Genomic DNA, 18,032 nt, shown 5'->3' with positions numbered 1-18,032 from the left:
GTGCTGGCGACGGGTGGCTTCCCGCATGATCTTGAGCGCCGCAAGCAGCTTTATCCCCATGCGCCGACCGGCCAGGAACATTTCTCGCCGGCGGCCGAAAGCAATACCGGCGACGGCATCCGGATGGCGCGTCCGCTGGGGGCGAGCACAGCCGACGAACTTCCCAATGCCGCTGCCTGGGTGCCGGTCAGCCGCGTGCCGCGCGGCGACGGCAGCTATGGCCCGTTCCCGCATTTTATCGACCGTGCCAAGCCCGGCGTCATCGCGGTGACCCGCGCCGGAACGCGCTTCGTCAACGAAGGCAACTGCTATCACGACTTCTGCCAGGCGCTGGTGCAGGCCAGCAAGGGCCTTCCCGGCGAGATCTGCGCCTGGCTGATCTGCGATCATCCGACGTTGCGCCGCTACGGTCTGGGGCATGTGAAGCCGTTCCCGGTGCCGATCACGCATCAGCTGCGGAACGGCTATCTCAAGCGCGGCAAAACCCTGGCCGAACTCGCTACGGCCTGCGGCATCAATGCTGCCGCGCTGGAGCAGACCGTCGCCGAATACAACAAGCATGCCCGCAAGGGCGAGGACCCGGAGTTCGGCAAGGGCAGCACGGCCTATAACCGTTATCTCGGCGATCCCAGCGTGACGCCTAATCCCTGCGTGGCGCCGGTGGAGACCGGACCGTTCTATGCCGTGCAGGTGGTGATTGGAGACCTCGGCAGCTTTGCCGGCCTCAGGACTGATGCTCAGGCCCGTGTGCTGGGCGAAGACGGCCGGCCGGTACCGGGCCTCTACGCAGCCGGTAACGATATGGCCAGCATCATGGGCGGCAACTATCCCGGCGGCGGCATCACGCTCGGGCCTGCGATGACCTTCGGCTATATCGCAGCCCGCCATGCCGCAGGAGTTGCGTGACAGGTTCGTACCGGGCCGGTATGCAGTGAGCCATGGTAGAACCCGCCGATTCCTCCACTGTCGTATCGCTGAACAACGGCGATGAGACTGACGTCAGAGCCGGCAAGGGGCGCGGCGTCCAGTCCGTGGAAATCGGCGGACGCCTGCTCGGGCTGCTGGCGGCGAGCGGCCAGCCGATGATGCTGCGGGATCTGGCGCAGGCCGCCGGGCTGACGCCCGGTCAGGCCCATGCCTACATGACCAGCTTTCGCAAGCTGGAGATGGTCGAGCAGGATGCGGCAGGCCGCTATCGCCTGGGGCCCTTTGCCCTGCATCTAGGGCTGGCGCGCCTGCGTGGCACCGACCCCTACAAGCTGGCTGCGGAAGGCGTGGTGGGTCTGGCGGAAGAGCTGAACCTGATGGTCGCCGTCACCGTATGGGGCACCCATGGGCCGACCATCGTGCTGGTGCAGGAATCCTCCAATTACATCCACGCCAATGTGCGCGCCGGCGGCATGTTCACCGTCACCGGCACGGCAACGGGCAAGATCTTCGCCGCCTATCTGCCAGCCAAGCTGGTCGAGCCGGTGATCCAGGCCGAGTTGCAGGCGACGCAGAAAGGCTGGCGCGAGGTCGGCGCATTGTCAGGCGAGGCTTTGGCGCGCGAGGTGGAGAAGGTGAGGGGGGCGGGGATCGCCGCGACCACCGATCTGCCGGTTCCGGGGATCAGTGCCCTGAGTGCACCTGTATTCAACCATAGCGGTCATCTGCAGCTGGCCATCACCATTATCGGACCGACGCGCAAGATCGACGTCGATCTGGCGGGGCCTCATGCCGCCGCCCTGCTGAAGTTCACCCGCGAACTTTCGGCCAAGCTGGGCTACCGCCCGCCAGCCTGACCTATCTCTTCGCTCTCTTGGCGGTTTTCTTTTTTGCCGCTTTCTTCTTCGCCGTCTTCTTCCCGGCGGTCTTCTTCTTCGCAACCTTCTTCTTGGCCGTCTTGCGCTTCGGCAGCGACTTGCGCTTGGTCTGCGCCATCGTCTCCAGTTCGTCTTCGCTCATGGACTCAGCCATTCCCCTGGAGGCGCCCCGCAGGCTGGATTTCGATCTCCTGCCGCGCTTGGCGGCCAGCGCCGCGCCGGCCGCCATCTGTTGCTTCTTCGATTTCGCCTTTGCCATAAGCAATTCCGTCGGAAGTTGAGGCCTCCGACTTAATTCGCGGCAGCGGAAACGGTTCCGGCTACTCGGCCGCTTCGAGTGTCGGGTAATCCGTGTAGCCCTCGGCACCGCCACCGTAGAAGGTCGCGCGGTTTGCCTTTGCCAGCGGCGCCCTGCGGCGCAGGCGGGTAACAAGATCCGGATTGCTGATGAAGGAGCGGCCGAATGCGACCAGATCGGCATAGCCGCTACCGATTGCGGTCTCCGCCATTTCGGCGCTGTAGCCGTTGTTGACAATCCAGCTGCCGCGGAAGCGGCGGCGCAGCGCACCATAATCGAAACCCGCGCCGAAGTTGCGGTCGCCGCCGGTCTGCCCTTCGATCAGATGGATATAGACGAGGTCGAGGCGGTCGAGCTGCTCGACGACATACTCGAACAGCGGCTGCGGATTGCTGTCGCGAGCGTCATTGGCGGGTGTGACCGGAGAGAGCCGGATGCCGGTACGCCGCGGCCCGATCTCGCCGGCCACCGCCTGAGCGACCTGCAGCATCAGGCGCGCCCGGTTCTCGATGCTGCCACCATAGAGGTCGTCGCGCCTGTTGCTGCCGTCGCGCAGGAACTGGTCGAGGAGGTAGCCATTGGCGCCGTGGATTTCCACACCGTCGAATCCGGCTGCAATCGCGTTGGCGGCACCGGTGCGGTAAGCGGCAACGATGCCGGGGATTTCCTGCAGTTCCAGCGCACGCGGCTCGGAGACATCGACAAATTCGCCGCCGACGAAGGTCTTCGTGTCGGCGCGGATGGCCGATGGCGCAACGGGCTTCTGGCCGTTCGGCTGCAGCGAGACATGCGACACACGCCCGACATGCCAGAGCTGCAGGAAAATACGACCGCCGCGGGCATGCACGGTATCGGTCACGCGCTTCCAGCCTGCGATCTGCGCATCGCTGTGAATGCCTGGCGTGGCTTCATAGCCTTGGCCTTCCGGGCAGACCTGCGTGGCCTCCGCGACGATTAGTCCGGCCTCGGCGCGCTGGCCGTAATACTCAGCCATCAGTTCGGTGGGCACGTTGCCCGCGCCGGCGCGGTTCCGCGTCAGGGGCGCCATGACGATGCGGTTGGGCAGCGTAAGGGGACCAAGCTGATGTGGCGTGAAAAGAGCGCTCATATTGAACCTGTCGTCTGATATCGATGACGTTCAGAAAACGCTGGCAGGGCGAAAGGCAACGGGTGCGACAAGGAGGGTTTCCGACTCCGCAGCCCTGTGATCGGGATCACAGCCATGCTGACCCATAGCATGGAACAAATATCGGGTCAGCGTCGAGGGACGATCCCTCGTGTTCCCCAACTGCAGCCCCGGGGCTTTTCGCCCCGGGGTTTCTTTGTTGCGGGTCAGCCAAAGGTATCGGCGATGATGCCGGCATACCAGCCCATCGTATACTGGGCTTCTGCCTTGCGGTGGACGGCGTCCGCGCGCACCGGTGAAACGCCGCCTGAATTTGGCACCACCGCGACGCCCTTTGGACTAGGCCGGTAGGTATCGCTGACCGAAATGCCGTAATCCGGCGTCACCAGGCTGTAGCAGGTGTTGTGATAGACTGCTGCCGGCGGAGTGGTGCCGCGCAGGCTGGCCACCACATTCGCGGCCACGACCTTGGCCTGACTGTTCGCGGCCGTGCCCGATTTCGGCATGGCGCCTGCAATCGAGGCGTCGCCCAGGACGTAGACATTCGGCGCCTTGGTGGAGGCGAAGCTGTTCGGATCGACGGCGCACCAGCCGTTCGGTTCGGCCAGGCCGGCATTGATCGCGATCCTGCCGGCAGTCTGTGGCGGGATGATGTTGATCACCGCGCCCTTTTCGGTACCGAAGCCGGTACTCACCGTCATGGCCTTCGGATCGACGCTTTCGATCTTGCCGCCGTCCTTGCCGGCGATCCAGGTGATCATGCCCGGATACTGGCTTTCCCAGCCGCCCATGAAGAGGCCCTGTTTGGAGAAGGCATCCTTGGCGTCGAGGATCAGGATTTTCGATTTCGGCTTATGGTTCTTCAGGTACCAGGCGATCATGCTGACCCGCTCGTAAGGACCGGGCGGGCAGCGGAACGGATTGGCCGGCGGGGCAACGATCACCACGCCGCCGTCCGGCATCGCCTCAAGCTGCCGCCGGAGCAGCATGGTCTGCGGTCCGGCCTTCCAGGCATGCGGCATATTGCTGTTCGCCGCCGCTTCGCTCCAGCCGGGAACGCCGTCGTATTTCAGCTCGATGCCCGGCGCGACGACCAGGCGGTCATACGGCAGCTTGCTGCCGGTCCGCAGAGAAACCTGTCGCGCACTGGTATCGATCGCGGTCGCCTCGGCGCGGACCAGTTTGATGCCGTAGCGCTCCTGCAGCGGGTCGCGGCGATGGGTGATGCTTTCGATGCTGCGGAAGCCGCCGAGCACGTAATTGGAGAAGGGGCAGGTGACGTAGGTGGCATCGCGCTCGACGAGCGTGACCTCGATGCTCGGATCGAATTGCCGGATGTAGCGCGCGGCGGTGGCGCCACCGAAGCCGCCGCCAATCACGACGACGCGGCCGCCGGCATTCTGGGCCCGGGCGATATGGGGAAGGGCGAAGCTGCCGGCCGTGGCAGCAGCGCCGGCGAGAACCTGGCGACGGGAGAAGCTGGTCATAGTCATGCCTCCACTCAGTTCTTCGACAGGTAATCGGCGAGCGCCCGGAGCTGCTCGTCGCTATAGCCCTTGGCGATCCGGTTCATGATGGTCGCCTGCCGCTTATCGGTCTTCAGTTCGATCAGTGCGGTGTAAAGCGTCGTCGCGTCATTGCCGCGGATGCGCGGCATGGTGGGCGACACATAGGACGCGTTGCCGTGGCAGACATTGCAGGCCTGCGCAGCAAGTTCGACATCGCTGATGGCCGTTGTGCGCTGCTGCGCTGCGACATTGCCTGCCAGCAGTACCGCCAGGGATGCGGCCAGCAGGGGTAATTGTACGCGGAGCATAAACTCCCTCCCTTGGTTCGTGAGCAGAGGAAGGTTAAGCGCGCCGGTAAATTTAAGCAAACAAAATTGTTATATTCATAAATACACATTCATGAAATGTGAAATCATCGGGCGGCCTTGTCCGGGCGTGCGGCCAGGGTGATGGCAACCATGATCAGGCCGGCGCCGATGAGCATCGCTGGTTCCAGGGACTCGCCAAAAGCTATCGCGCCGATCAGAAGCGCCGTCACAAGTTCGGAGGCGCCTGCGATCGCGGCCCTCTCGGCACCGGCGATGGCTGCGCCGATGAGCAGCAGGCCGAGGGCGCCAACGGTGCTGACCAGCGCCAGGCCTGCCGTCGCGAACCAGGCCAGGGGCGTGGCAGGAACGGCGATGCGGCCATCCAGCACAAGGCCCAGTACCAGCATGGCCAGCAGTCCGCCGAGGAAGACGCCTCCCAGGCGGACCGGCACGGCCATGCCGGCCAGTCGCTTCGCCGCAATATGGATGAAGATCGCATAGGCAACCGGAGGCACAAACGCCATGGCGATCCCGCTCCAGTTCGTGTGCTCGCCCAGTCCGGCGGGAGACAGGATCAGCAGGGCCGCCAGGAGGACCAGCAGCGCAGCCATGGCATTCGGCCAGGTCAGCCGCTCGCGGAAGACCAGCCAGCCCAGCAGGATCGTGAAGAGCGGATAGGTGAACAGGATAAGCACCGTCAGCGCCACGGTGAGTTCCCTGAGCGCCAGGAAGTAGAAGAGGTTGACGCCCATGTAGAAGGCGCCGGCAGCAATGGCGGCGAGCATGTCGCGCCGCGCCGCCAGCATCCGTCCGGCGAAGGGAAGCAGTCAGAGCGTGGCAATGGCGAAACGCCAGGCCAGCAGCGACAGCGGCAGCAGACCCTCGGCATAGGCCGTGCGGGCGAACAGCGGCATCAGTCCGAAGCCCACGGCGCCGAGCGCCACCAGCGCCATACCGGTGACGGGACGCATCAGGTCAGCGTTTGATGCCGCAATACTCGCGGGCGGAGATCCATTCGCCGTGGCGCTGGCAGGAGGCTTCGGCCAGGGCCACGAAGACTTCCATGATGTCTTCCGGCGCCGGCAGGGTGTCCGGGTCCTCGCCCGGGAAGGCCTCGGCGCGCATCTTTGAGCGGGTGCCGCCTGGATTGACGAGGTTCACCCGGATATTGCTCTGGGCGCATTCCTTCGCGTAGCCGAGCACCATGGCATCCAGCGCCGCCTTGGACGCGGCATAGGCGCCCCAGTAGGCGCGCGGCTCGCGCCCCACCGTGGAGGTGACGAAGATCGCCCGGCCGGACGGCGAGGCATGCAGCAGCGGATGCACCGCGCGGATCAGCCGCTGGTTGGCATGCACGTTTACTTTGAACACCTGTTCCCACAGATTGGGCGGGAACTGGTGCAGCGGCGTCAGGCGGCCGAAGATGCCGGCATTGCCGACCAGAATGTCGAGGCGGCCAAACCGTTCGAGCAGGGGCGCCGCCAGGCCGTCGATCATCTCGGTTTTCTCGAGATCGAGCGGCACGAGGGTGGCCGAACCGCCCAGCGCCCGGATTTCGTCGTCCAGTTCTTCCAGGCCGCCCGTCGTGCGGGCCACGCAGATCACGTGGGCGCCTTCCGCGGCATACCGTTTGGCAATGGCTGCACCGATCCCCCTGCTGGCCCCGGTGACCAGCGCGATCCGGTCTTTCAGACGCATGGTATTATCTCAACTGACTTCGGCGAGGAGGGTGAGCTGCTTCGGCCCGCGCGCCGGCCGCGCCAGCTCGTCGGTAAGCCCGATCGGATAGTCGCCGGAGAAGCAGGCGTCGCAGAAACCGGGCTTGGTCGGGTCGCGCATCGGCTTGCCCATGGCGCGGTAGAGGCCGTCCATGGAGACGAAGGCAAGGCTGTCCGCCTTGATGAACTTCGCCATCTCTTCCACGGAATGGGTAGACGCAAGCAGCTTGGAGCGTTCCGGCGTATCGACGCCGTAGAAGCAGCTGTGCGTGGTCGGCGGCGAGGCGATGCGCATATGCACTTCCTTCGCACCCGCCTCGCGCACCATCTCGACGATCTTGGTCGAAGTCGTGCCGCGTACGATGGAATCGTCCACCAGCACCACCCGCTTGCCTTCGATATAGGCGCGGTTGGCGTTGTGCTTCAGCTTGACGCCGAGATGGCGGATCTGGTCGGTCGGCTCGATGAAGGTCCTGCCGACGTAATGGTTGCGGATGATGCCAAGCTCGAACGGAATGCCGCTCTCGGCCGCATAGCCGATGGCGGCCGGCACGCCGGAATCCGGCACCGGGATGACGACATCGGCTTCCAGCGGGTTCTCGCGCGCCAGTTCGGCGCCGATCCGCTTGCGCGCCTCGTAGACGCTGCGGCCCTCGACCTGAGAGTCCGGCCGCGCGAAATAGATGTATTCGAAGATGCAGAGGCGCCGTCCCACCCGGGGGAAGGGGAAGTGGCTGTGGATCCCGTCACTGTCGACGACGATCAGCTCGCCCGGCTCGATATCGCGTACAAACTCGGCGCCGAGGATGTCCAGCGCACAGGTCTCGGAGGCGAGGATCGGCGCGCCCTTCAGGTTGCCCAGCACCAGCGGCCGGACGCCCCAGGGATCGCGCACGCCGATCAGCTTCTTCGGAGTCAGTGCCACCAGCGCGTAGGCACCCTCGACCTGTTTGAGGGCATCGATGACGCGATCCACCACGGTCGTCTTGCGGCTCAGCGCCACCAGATGCGTGATGACTTCCGTGTCCATGGTGGACTGGAAGATGCTGCCCTTGGATACGAGGTCCTCGCGGATCGAGCGGGCATTGGTCAGGTTGCCGTTATGGGCGAGCGCAATGCCGCCGAGTTCGAGATCGGCGTAGATCGGCTGCACGTTGCGCAGCAGTGTGCCGCCCGACGTGGAGTAGCGCACATGGCCGATGGCGCTGTCGCCGGGCAGGTCGCGGATGACCTTTTCCGACGAGAAATTCGGCGCGACATGGCCGAGGGCGCGGTGACTGTTGAAGCGGCCTTCGTGGAAGGCGACGATGCCGGCGGCTTCCTGTCCGCGATGCTGGAGTGCATGCAGGCCGAGCACGGTGTTGGCGGCGGCATCGGGTGTGCCGAAAATGCCGAAAATGCCGCATTCCTCGCGCAGCTTGTCGTCGTCGAAAGGATTCGTCTGCATGTTTTGCGGCTCCGGCGCCCGGCGGATTGCTCCCCGCGGCGGCTTCAAGGCTTGTCCTGAGTCTTGATGAGGCTCTCGATGCCCTGGCGTTCCTCGGTCTTATAGCCGGTTTGACCGCGCGAGTCAGCGCCGCGCCCCGTCATTTGTCCCGGCGTCTGGTGGCTCGGTATGGGCGTCGGCTGGGCCTGCGGTTCCGCCCGCGTGGCCGGCGGACGACTCGGGTCCAGCTGCCGCATCACCATCTCCATGCCCCATGTATAGCCAGCCACGGCCAGCGGCCGGGTCCGTGCCTCCAGCAGCCAGACCGGCTGCGTCGGCGGCGGAATCAGGCGGTCTGTCACCCACCAGGCGACAATCACGATCAGCGCGCCGCGCGCCAGCCCGAACAGGAAGCCCAGAGACCGGTCCACGGCCGATACCGCGGACGCGCGCACCTGCTCGGAAATCCAGTGGGTCGCCAGCGAGCACAGGATCAGGGTGGGCAGGAACAGCGCCGCTCCGGCGGCGATGTCGGCAAAAATCCTCGATTCGATATAGGAGCGGGCAATATCGCGGGCAACCGGGAAGAAGAAATAAGTCGCCGCCAGAGCCGCCACCCAGCCGAGAATCGACAGCACCTCCTTCACGATGCCGCGGAAGAGGGCCAGTAGCGCCGAAAGCAGCAGCACGACGATGACGATCAGATCGACGATGTTCACCGGCAGCGACGACATACGCGCTATTCCTCGATACCCCAGCCGCCCCGGTCACGCCCGGCGGCAGCCCGTTTTGCGGCAGCCCGGGCCGCGGGAAACAATTCGACCAGCTCGTTCAGCCGCACCAGCTCGCTGGTCTGCAGGCCCTTCACCTTGTTCTTCGCCCCGGCGGGCATCACGGCATGCTCGAAACCAAGCTTTGCCGCCTCTTTCAGGCGGGCTTCCGCCTGGCTGACCGGCCGGACTTCGCCTGCCAGGCTGATCTCGCCGAAGAAGACCGTCCGCTCCGGCGCCGGGCTGTCCGCCAGCGAGGAGAGCAGGGCGGCTGCCACGGCCAGGTCGGCGGCCGGCTCGACCACCCGCAGGCCGCCGGCGACGTTGAGATAGACGTCGCAGCCGGAGTAACGCAAGCCGCATCTTGCATCCAGCACGGCGAGAACCATGGCCAGCCGGCCGGAATCCCAGCCGACCACAGTGCGGCGTGGCGTCGCCAGCGGCGAGGGGGCAACCAGCGCCTGGATTTCCACCAGCAGCGGCCGGGTCCCCTCCATGCCCGCAAAGATGGCAGAACCCGCCACCGGATCGCCCTTGCCGGCCTCGGAACGGCCCAGGAAGAGGGCAGAGGGATTGGCGACTTCTGCCAGCCCGCCATCCGTCATGCTGAAAACCCCGATCTCGTCGGTGGCGCCGAAGCGGTTCTTCACCGCGCGCAGGATGCGGAACTGGTGGCTGCGCTCGCCTTCGAAATACAGCACCGTGTCGACCATATGCTCGACTACGCGGGGGCCGGCGATCTGGCCGTCCTTGGTGACATGGCCGACCAGGAACACTGCGGCATTGGACTGCTTGGCGACCCGGATCAGTTCATTGGCGCAGGCGCGGACCTGATTCACCGTGCCTGGCGCGCTTTCGATATTGTCGGCGAAGATCGTCTGGATGGAGTCGATCACGATCACCGCGGGCGCGCCGCTTTTGTTCTGCGCAACGGCAGTGTCGATACCGGCCAGGATATCGCGCAGGGAATTGGCCGCCGCCAGCATGACCGGCGCGTCGGCCAGCCCGAGGCGCTGGGCACGCAGGCCGATCTGCGCGACCGCCTCTTCGCCGGAGATATACAGCGCCGTGGCTCCCTTGCGGGCCAGCACGGCTACCGCCTGCAGCAGCAGGGTGGACTTGCCGATGCCCGGATCGCCGCCGATCAGGATAGCGGAACCGGGTACCAGCCCGCCGCCGAGCACGCGATCGAGTTCGGCAATGCCGGTTTCGGCGCGCTTCACGTTGTCAGGCTGGGCATTCAGTGAGGCGAAGCCGATCGCCTTGCCGCGCCCGGCCGACAGGCCTTTCGGCACGGTCAGTTTCGGCGCTTCTTCGGCGATGGTATTCCACTCGCCGCAGGCATCACAGCGGCCCTGCCATTTGCGGTAGGCTGCGCCGCAGGACTGGCAGACGAAGCTTTCCGCCGCCTTCGCCATCAGGGCTTGAGTACTTCCATCTTGATCGGGCCCTCGGCCCGGCCATGGATGAACTGGTCGACGTAGGGATTGCCGGAATTGTCGATCTGGTCGACCGACCCGTGCCAGATGATGCGGCCCTTGTAGATCATCGCCACGTGATCGGCGATCTTGCGCGCGCTGTGCATGTCATGGGTGATGCTCATGGTCGTGGCCCCGAGCTTGCGCACACAGGAAATGATCAGATCGTTGATCACGTCGGCCATGATGGGATCAAGGCCGGTGGTCGGCTCGTCGAAAAAGATGATCTCGGGTTCGGCTGCGATGGCGCGGGCCAGCGCCACGCGTTTCTGCATGCCGCCGGACAGCTCTGCCGGCGACAGGTCGCCCACCTCGGGGCCCAGGCCGACCTGCGCGAGCTTGTCGATGGCGATGTCGCGGGCTTCCTTGCGGGCCATGCGGCGCCCCTGGATGAGGCCGAACGCGACGTTCTCCCAGACCTTCAGGGAGTCGAACAGCGCCGAACCCTGGAACAGCATGCCGAACTTGCGCAGCGCCTTCTCGCGCTCGTCGGTGGTGAACTTCATCGAATCCCTGCCGTCGATGAGGATCTGGCCAGTCTCGGGTTTGACGAGGCCGAGCACGCATTTGAGCATGACGGACTTGCCGGAGCCCGAGCCGCCGATCACCACCAGCGACTTGCCGCGCGGTACGTCGAGATTGATGCCGTCCAGCACCACCTTCCGGCCAAAGCGCTTGTGCACGTCCCTGAAGGATATCTTGGGTTGCTCGTTCATCGGCCGGCGAAGAAGATTTCGGTGACGAAATAGTTGGCGATCAGGATCAGGATCGAGGCCGACACCACCGCGTCGGTGGTGGCGCGGCCGACGCCCTGCGCGCCGCCCTTGGAGTTGAAGCCGTGATAGCAGCCCATCAGGGCAATGATGAAGCCGAACACCGAAGCCTTCACCAGACCCGAGACCACATCCATGGTTTCGAGGAAATCGAAGGTGTTCTTCAGGTAGGTGCCCGCATTGAAGCCCAGCTTGTGGGTGCCGACGAGATAGCCGCCCATCACGCCAATGATGTCGGCCACCAGGATCAGGACGGGCAGGGTGACGACGCCGGCGATGATGCGCGGCGCCACCAGATATTTGAAGGGATTGGTCGAAAGCGTCGTCAGCGCATCGATCTGCTCGGTCACGCGCATGGTGCCGATCTCGGCGGCCATGGCGGACGCCACGCGGCCCGCCACCATCAGGCCGCCCAGCACGGGGCCAAGCTCGCGCGTGATGCCCAGCACCACGATCCAGGCCACGGCATTCTCGGCATTGAAACGCGACGAACCCAGATAGATCTGCAGCGCCAGCACCATGCCGGTGAACAGGGCTGTGAGGCCGACGACCGGGAGCGAGAAATAGCCGATCACCATCATCTGCTTGCCGATCAGCCGCAGATAGATCGGCGGCGCGAAAACATGGCGCACGCCGTGGAAGGTGAAGATCACAACGCGGCCGATGGCGGCGCAGAAGTTCAGGAAGACGCGGCCGATGATGGCCAGCGGATTGAGCGCCATCAGCAGATTCATGCCGCGCCGCCCGCGTAGATGCGACGGTAACGCGAGCCGAGCTGCGTCAGCAGTTCATAGGCAATGGTGCCGGCGGCTTCGGCCTGGGCATCGATGTCGATGCCGCCACCGAGCAGGCTGACCGTCATGCCGGGCAGGCACTCGCTCTCGCCGAGGGCGGAAACATCCAGCGTGATCAGATCCATCGAGACCCGTCCCGCGATCGGTACTCGCACATGGCCCTGGCGACCCCTGATGACGGCGCTGCCCCGACCGGACAGCGCGCGTGAGAAACCGTCGGCATAGCCGACCGCCACGGTGGCAATTCGGCTTGGCTTTTCAACGATATGGCCGGCACCGTAGCCAACGCTCTCCCCCCTGTCAACGAAACGTACCTGGAGGATTTTCCCTTCCAGATGAACCACTTCGGTCAGTTTTGCGGCTTCATGCCACGGTCCCGCGGAAGCCGGGAAGGGATTGCTGCCGTACAGGGCGATTCCCGGGCGCAGCAGGTCGTGGTGATACTCGGTGCCGAGAAAAATTCCGGCGGAATTGGCGAGGCTCCCCTTCAGTCCGGGAAGGCGCCGCCGCCAGGCAGCAAACCGGTCGCGCTGGGCGGCGTTGAGCGGGTGCTCGGGCTCGTCGGCACAGGCCAGATGGCTCATGACGAATTCCAGCGCGATGCCGTCGAAGGCGGTATTGCTCTCCAGCAGGCTTTCGGCCTCCCGGGCCGACAGCCCGAGCCGGTTCATCCCGGTGTCGATATGCAGGGCGGCGGGCAGTTCCCGCCCCAGCCGCTTTGCCGTCTCGCGCCAGGCAGCGACCTGTCCCGGCGTGGACAGCACCGGCGAGAGACCGGCTTCCGCGAGATCCCGTTCGGCGCCGGCGGCGGGGCCATGAAGGATATGGATGGTCGCCGGCATGCGGTCGGCTGGCAAAGCCGCGCGAAGGGCCAGGGCCTCGGTTGAATGGGCGACAAAGAAGCGGCGGCAGCCGGCCTTCCACAGGGCTGGGGCGACTGTCGCGGCCCCCAGTCCGTAGGCATCGGCCTTGACCACGGCAGCGCATTCCGCAGCCGGTGCCTGGCTGGCCAGCTTCCGCCAGTTGGCGCAAAGAGCGTCGAGATCGATGCGCAGGAGGGCCTGGTCGCCGAAATCCGTCATGCCGGGTGTTTACCGTAACCGCCGGGAAAACGACAGGTCTATCGGGTCATCTGATCGCTTGTCGGCGCGGCGGCGCTGCGCCAGACTGCCGGTCACGGGGGATGAGCCACGCAAGAGGGCCGCGTCACATATGCCGTGATCAGGTCGTCGTCTGGTCTCGTCCGAGGAGTGCATGTCCGTATCATCATCCACGTCTGCCGCCGGGCAGGGTTTCTTCTCCAATCCGTATCTGCTGCTGGTGCTCACCGTCGCCATGTGGGGCGGCCATTCGGTGGTCAGCCGGCTGGCGGTGGGGGAGATCTCCCCCGCATCGCTGACCTGCCTGCGCTGGCTGGTGGTTGCCTGCATCATGTTCACGGTTGCCCGCCGCGGATTGCGCGAACACTGGCCGGCGCTGAAGCCGCGGCTGGGCTATCTCGCAGCCATGGGGTCACTGGGATACACGGGCTACAACATCCTGCTCTACTGGTCGGCCCATTACACGACGGCGATCAACCTGAACATCATCAACGGCGCGATGCCGGCGCTGATCTTCATCTTCGCCCTGGCAGTCTTCCGGCAGAGAGTGACCCCGCTGCAATGGATCGGCACCCTCGTATCAATGACCGGGGTGGCCGTCGTGGCGGGAAAGGGTGACTGGGCGGCTCTTGCGGCGCTGACCGTCAATCGCGGCGACTTCTTCATCTTCATCGCCACCGCGCTGTATGCCGGCTATTCGGTACTGCTGCGCAACAAGCCGATGGTGCCAAGCATCGTCCTGTTTGCCGTCATGGCCTCGGCAGCGCTGCTGTCCTCGATTGTTGTCCTGGGTGTCGAGATCGCCGCTGGCGAATTCTACTGGCCGAGCTGGAAAGGCTGGCTGCTGCTGCTCTATGTGGCGATCTTCCCGTCGCTACTCTCGCAGCTCTTTTTCATGCGTGCGATCGAGCTGATCGGCGCGGGCCGGGCAGGGCTGTTCACCAATCTGATGCCGCTGTTCGGCGCCAGCTTCGCGATGCTGATCCTGGGCGAGGAACTGGCATTGTACCATGCCGTCGCGCTGGCGCTGGTGCTCGGCGGCATCCTGCTGGCGGAATGGCGGCGACCGGCAGGCTGACGCACCGCCGGCCGCAAACCGTCAGGCCTGGCCGGTCCGGAAGAACGCGACCAGGCTGCTCAGCTCGCGCGCCTGCGCCGCCAGCGCCTGTGCCGATGCCGAGGTCTGCTCCACCAGGGCGCCGTTGCGCTGGGTGGTCTCGTCCATGGCGCCGACCGCCGTGTTGATCTGATCGAGGCCGGTGGCCTGCTCGCGGCTGGCCGCGGCAATCTCGGCGACGATATCACTGACCTTCTTGATTGCCGTGACGATCTCGGTCAGCGACTGCCCGGTCTGGTTTACCAGGCCGGCGCCGGTTTTCACCTGGGCATTGGACTCGGCGATCAGGGTCTTGATCTCCTTCGATGCGTCGGCGGAACGCTGCGCCAGCGCACGCACCTCCTGCGCCACCACCGCGAAACCCTTGCCGGCCTCGCCCGCGCGTGCGGCTTCGACAGACGCATTCAGGGCCAGAAGGTTGGTCTGGAATGCGATCTCGTCGATCAGGGATACGATGTCGCCGATCTTGCGCGCACTCTCCTCGATCCGGTTCACGGCGCCGACGGCATCCGCAACGATGGAGCCGCCGCGCTCGGCGGTATCGCGGGCCGCCATGGCGAGCTGGTTGGCCGCCTGAGCGTTGTCGGCATTCTGCTTCACCGTCGTGGTGATCTCGTGCATTGAGGCCGCGGTTTCCTCGATCGAGGCGGCCTGGCTTTCGGTGCGCTGTGCCAGATCCTGACTGCCGGTCGAGATTTCTGCCGAGGCCTCGTTCACGGCGGCTGCGCTCTGGGCGATGCCGCCCAGCGTGATCGCCAGCTTCTCGCCGGTCGCGTTGACGTCGTCCTTCAGCTTGCGAAAGACACCTTCGTAGTCGCCGTCGACTCGCTGCGACAGGTCGCCGCCTGCCATGGATGACAGCACGCGGCTGACTTCGCCGATGGCAGTACCGACGCTGCCCAGCAGGCTGTTGATGCCTTCGCCGAGCTTGCGCATCACGCCGGCCAGGTTGTGCGTGTCGATCCGGCGCGACAGGTCGCCGGCGGCAGCTGCGGCGACCACGAGGCCGACCGAGCGATCGAGTTCCGCTTCCTGGTCGCCGCGGTCGCGCTCGCGCTGCTGGCGCTCGACCTCGACCTGCTGGCGCAGGCGCTCGTTTTCCTCGCCGTTCTGCTTGAACACCTGCACCGCCTTGGCCATGCGACCGATCTCGTCCTGACGGTCGAGGCCGTCCACCACGACGTTGTAATTGCCCGTGGCCAGCGTGCCCATCGTCTCGGTCAACGCCACAACGGGGTTTCGGATCGAGCGGCCGATCAGGAAGGCGATCGCCAGCGCCAGCAGCAGCGCGATCGGCGCGATCACGGCGATCACGGCCAGGGTGGCGGTCAGGCTGGCATTCATGGCCGCCTGGTTCTGGTCGAGCTCGGTGCTGCGGGTCGCTGCCATGCTGACGGCTCGTTCGATGGCGCCGGTGGCGTTCTGTGCCATGCGGGCCTGCATTTCGGTGCTGATCCTGCCTATGCTGGCCATCACCTGGGCGAGGCCTGCGCTGTAGGTTTTGGTGGCAGCCGTCAGCTTGTCGCCCAGCTCCTGCTGCGGACTGCCCCGGAGGCGGGCCGCCAGCTGCTCGGACTGGCTGCCGATCTCATCCGACAGCTGGTGTACCCGGGCCAGAAGCTCCGGCTTGGGGCGGTAGAGATACTGGTACGCGGCCGAGCCGATCGCGTTCATCGTGTCGGAAATGCGCAGGGCGAGGAAGGCCGTCTGGTAATCCCCGGCGGCGGAGGCTTGCTGGATCAGCGGCGGCAGCGACTTGTTGATCAGCGTGCTGGCCGGCACCACGTCCTTGCCGAAAATGACGATGTAGCCGGCCTTGGCCGCCACCACGTCCTCCACGGCGGCGCCGAAATCCTGCACCAGATTGCGCATTTCGCCGAGCATACGCTGCTCGTCCGCATCGGCATTGGCATCCGCCTCGGCCAGCACCTCCGGCAGGGTTTTCACCAGATCGCGTGCTGCGTCGAGGCTCGGCTGGCTGTCCTGGTTCAGATACAGCAGGATGTGACGGCTGAGATCGATGATATTGCGTTCCGCGCGCAGGATCGCGCGGGTGGCATCCGAGGTCGCGTCGAAGTCGCGGAACAGCAGCCGGGCATTGTTGGCGCCCAGGATGCCGGCACCGGCCACCACGAGCAGCATGGCCAGCACGATGCCAAAACCAAGATTGATGCGGCCGCCAATGCTGAGATTGGCGAGAAGACGCTGGACCATTCTGGTCTCCCTCGGATCAAGAGAAAAGCGGGCTGCCGTGTACTACGGCCGCATGTGATACGCGTTCTCTATTGCCTTCCGCTGCGGCAGCAAAGGCCCCTGATCGGAGGGTTACCGGATATTAACCCAGCGTCACGTCGAGGAAGAGCATCACCACGAAACCGCCAAAAAGCGCGGACGTGGCGCCGCGTTCAGTGCCCTGACGGTGGGTCTCGGGGATGACTTCGGAGGATATGATGAACAGCATCGCACCGGCGGCAAAGGCCAGCGCCCAGGGCAGCAGCGCGCCGGAGATGGCCAGCGCGCCGGCGCCGAACAGGCCGCCCAGTGGCTCCAGCGCGCCGCTCAGCATGGCGATGCGGAACGCATGGCCGGCGCCGTAACCCTGACTGCGCAGCGCGACGGCCACGGCGAGGCCCTCGGGCATGTTCTGCAGGCCGATACCGAGGGTGACACCGAGGCCGTCGGCGAGATCGCCGCTGCCCGCCGCCACGCCGACGGCGAGGCCTTCGGGGAAGTTGTGCAGCGCGATGGCGATGACGAACAGCCAGACCCGCCGCAGCCGGGAAGCATCGGCATTCTCGCGGCCTTTGGGGCCGAAATGCTCATGCGGCGCATACTGGTGTGCCAGATGCATGACCAGCGCGCCGACCAGCAGGGCGACGATCACGCCCGAAACGGCGAAGCCGCGGCTGCCGACGCCGGACTCAGCCTCGTCCAGCGCCGGCAGCAGCAGCGAAAAGAAGGTGGCCGCCAGCATGACGCCGGCGGCGAAGGCCAGCATCACATTCTGCGTGGTTTCGCGCAGCGTGCCGAGCACGAAGACCGGCAGGGCGCCGAGCGAGGTGAGCACCAGTCCGGCCAGGATGCTGGCGGAGACGCCGGTAACGAAGGGATGGGCGGATGCGAAGGCGGCCAGCTGCTCCATGATCCAGATGTAGCACGGGCCGCCCGGCGGCGAGAACGGTCAGGCCGGCGGCCCCTGGCGGAAGCTGATCGCCATCCGGTTCCAGGCGTTCATCACGGCGATCGCGATGGTCAGATCGACCAGTTCCCGGTCGGTAAAATGGCGGGCGGCGGCGGCATAGACATCGTCGGCCACCTTCTGCCCGGGCAGGCGGGTCACGGTCTCGGCATAGGCCAGGGCAGCCTGCTCGCGCGCGTCGAAAAGCGGCGATTCCCACCAGATGGCGACATGATGGATCTTGCGCTCCGGCGCGCCATGGGCGGCAGCCTCGCGGCTGTGCAGGTCGACGCAGTAGGCGCAGCCGTTGATCTGCGATACCCGCAGCCAGACCAGGTCGAGCAGCGGACGCGGCACGGCCTGCATCATGTAGGCACCGATGCCGAACAGGGCCTTTGCGCCCTCGGGCGCGATCTTCTTGTAATCGAGGCGTAGGGACATGATCCGTCTCCAGTCAGGGTTAGCATATCGGAGACGGGCAACGGGGCGGCCCTGTGACAGGCCGCCCCGCCGGACGGTCAGTGGTGATGCTGACGGCCGCCGCCATGGCGGGCGAACAGCAGGTCGGCGGTTTTCTTCTGCTCATCCGACAGCGAGGCATAGAAGGGCTTGAATGCTTCGAGGAAGCGGTCA

At 65.5% G+C, this 18,032-nt stretch carries 19 protein-coding genes; 3 read left to right on the top strand and 16 right to left on the bottom strand.

Features of this window, described 5'->3' with window-relative positions:
* Window positions 1-906 (top strand): FAD-binding protein (locus tag VKZ87_RS13255; protein WP_324221734.1); only part of this gene is annotated, 906 nt, incomplete at its 5' end.
* 32 nt (window positions 907-938) lie between these two features.
* Window positions 939-1,784, top strand: coding sequence for an IclR family transcriptional regulator (locus VKZ87_RS13250; protein ID WP_324221733.1), 846 nt, complete (start codon window positions 939-941; stop codon window positions 1,782-1,784).
* A gap of 1 nt (window position 1,785) precedes the next feature.
* Here VKZ87_RS13250 and VKZ87_RS13245 read toward each other — a convergent pair whose 3' ends face one another.
* The 13 genes from VKZ87_RS13245 to alr form a co-directional block, all read right to left on the bottom strand.
* Window positions 1,786-2,064 carry a DUF3008 family protein gene (locus VKZ87_RS13245; RefSeq protein ID WP_324221732.1) on the bottom strand — a complete coding sequence of 93 codons (279 nt, stop codon included), beginning with the start codon at window positions 2,062-2,064 and terminating at the stop codon, window positions 1,786-1,788.
* Window positions 2,065-2,125: 61 nt separating this feature from the next.
* Entirely contained in the window at window positions 2,126-3,211 is a 1,086-nt protein-coding gene (locus VKZ87_RS13240; RefSeq protein WP_324221731.1) for an alkene reductase, read from the bottom strand.
* 224 nt (window positions 3,212-3,435) lie between these two features.
* Window positions 3,436-4,716 carry an NAD(P)/FAD-dependent oxidoreductase gene (locus tag VKZ87_RS13235; protein WP_324221730.1) on the bottom strand — a complete coding sequence of 427 codons (1,281 nt, stop codon included), beginning with the start codon at window positions 4,714-4,716 and terminating at the stop codon, window positions 3,436-3,438.
* 14 nt (window positions 4,717-4,730) lie between these two features.
* Window positions 4,731-5,045, bottom strand: a complete 315-nt coding sequence (locus VKZ87_RS13230) for a hypothetical protein (RefSeq protein ID WP_324221729.1) — start codon at window positions 5,043-5,045, stop codon at window positions 4,731-4,733.
* A gap of 104 nt (window positions 5,046-5,149) precedes the next feature.
* On the bottom strand, window positions 5,150-5,851 hold the full coding sequence (locus VKZ87_RS13225; protein ID WP_324221728.1) for a DMT family transporter: 702 nt from the start codon (window positions 5,849-5,851) through the stop codon (window positions 5,150-5,152).
* Window positions 5,852-5,872: 21 nt separating this feature from the next.
* Complete coding sequence (locus VKZ87_RS13220) at window positions 5,873-6,016, bottom strand: hypothetical protein (protein ID WP_324221727.1); 144 nt, start codon at window positions 6,014-6,016, stop codon at window positions 5,873-5,875.
* Between the two features lie 4 nt (window positions 6,017-6,020).
* Complete coding sequence (locus VKZ87_RS13215) at window positions 6,021-6,743, bottom strand: SDR family NAD(P)-dependent oxidoreductase (protein WP_324221726.1); 723 nt, start codon at window positions 6,741-6,743, stop codon at window positions 6,021-6,023.
* Window positions 6,744-6,752: 9 nt separating this feature from the next.
* Window positions 6,753-8,210 carry an amidophosphoribosyltransferase gene (gene purF, locus VKZ87_RS13210; RefSeq protein ID WP_324221725.1) on the bottom strand — a complete coding sequence of 486 codons (1,458 nt, stop codon included), beginning with the start codon at window positions 8,208-8,210 and terminating at the stop codon, window positions 6,753-6,755.
* Between the two features lie 44 nt (window positions 8,211-8,254).
* A complete protein-coding gene (locus VKZ87_RS13205) occupies window positions 8,255-8,923 on the bottom strand; it encodes a CvpA family protein (protein WP_324221724.1) in 669 nt (222 codons plus the stop codon).
* A gap of 5 nt (window positions 8,924-8,928) precedes the next feature.
* Complete coding sequence (gene radA, locus VKZ87_RS13200) at window positions 8,929-10,377, bottom strand: DNA repair protein RadA (RefSeq protein WP_324221723.1); 1,449 nt, start codon at window positions 10,375-10,377, stop codon at window positions 8,929-8,931.
* Window positions 10,377-11,153: an ABC transporter ATP-binding protein gene (locus VKZ87_RS13195; protein ID WP_324221722.1), complete on the bottom strand. Its 777-nt coding sequence runs from the start codon at window positions 11,151-11,153 to the stop codon at window positions 10,377-10,379. Before VKZ87_RS13195 ends, radA begins: the two co-directional genes overlap by 1 nt.
* A complete protein-coding gene (locus VKZ87_RS13190; protein WP_324221721.1) occupies window positions 11,150-11,944 on the bottom strand; it encodes an ABC transporter permease in 795 nt (264 codons plus the stop codon). Before VKZ87_RS13190 ends, VKZ87_RS13195 begins: the two co-directional genes overlap by 4 nt.
* On the bottom strand, window positions 11,941-13,086 hold the full coding sequence (gene alr / locus VKZ87_RS13185) for an alanine racemase (protein ID WP_324221720.1): 1,146 nt from the start codon (window positions 13,084-13,086) through the stop codon (window positions 11,941-11,943). Before alr ends, VKZ87_RS13190 begins: the two co-directional genes overlap by 4 nt.
* Before the next feature lie 172 nt (window positions 13,087-13,258).
* Between alr and VKZ87_RS13180 the strand changes: the two genes are divergently transcribed.
* Window positions 13,259-14,182: a DMT family transporter gene (locus tag VKZ87_RS13180; RefSeq protein ID WP_324221719.1), complete on the top strand. Its 924-nt coding sequence runs from the start codon at window positions 13,259-13,261 to the stop codon at window positions 14,180-14,182.
* A gap of 21 nt (window positions 14,183-14,203) precedes the next feature.
* Here the strand turns inward: VKZ87_RS13180 and VKZ87_RS13175 are convergent, their stop codons facing one another.
* The 3 genes from VKZ87_RS13175 to VKZ87_RS13165 form a co-directional block, all read right to left on the bottom strand.
* Window positions 14,204-16,435 (bottom strand): methyl-accepting chemotaxis protein, encoded by a 2,232-nt coding sequence (locus tag VKZ87_RS13175; RefSeq protein ID WP_324221718.1) that lies wholly within the window; start codon window positions 16,433-16,435, stop codon window positions 14,204-14,206.
* A 121-nt stretch (window positions 16,436-16,556) separates the two neighbouring features.
* Window positions 16,557-17,363: a ZIP family metal transporter gene (locus VKZ87_RS13170; RefSeq protein WP_324221717.1), complete on the bottom strand. Its 807-nt coding sequence runs from the start codon at window positions 17,361-17,363 to the stop codon at window positions 16,557-16,559.
* Window positions 17,364-17,402: 39 nt separating this feature from the next.
* The gene (locus tag VKZ87_RS13165; protein ID WP_324221716.1) at window positions 17,403-17,840 is read right to left on the bottom strand and encodes a carboxymuconolactone decarboxylase family protein; all 438 of its coding nucleotides are present in this window, start codon (window positions 17,838-17,840) and stop codon (window positions 17,403-17,405) included.
* Window positions 17,841-18,032: the final 192 nt, after the last annotated feature.

It is taken from the genome of Ferrovibrio sp. (assembly GCF_035304305.1).
Taxonomy (GTDB): Bacteria; Pseudomonadota; Alphaproteobacteria; order Ferrovibrionales; family Ferrovibrionaceae; genus Ferrovibrio.
The sequence above is the reverse complement of the archived record's forward strand: the minus strand, read 5'-3'. Positions and strand labels throughout refer to the sequence as shown.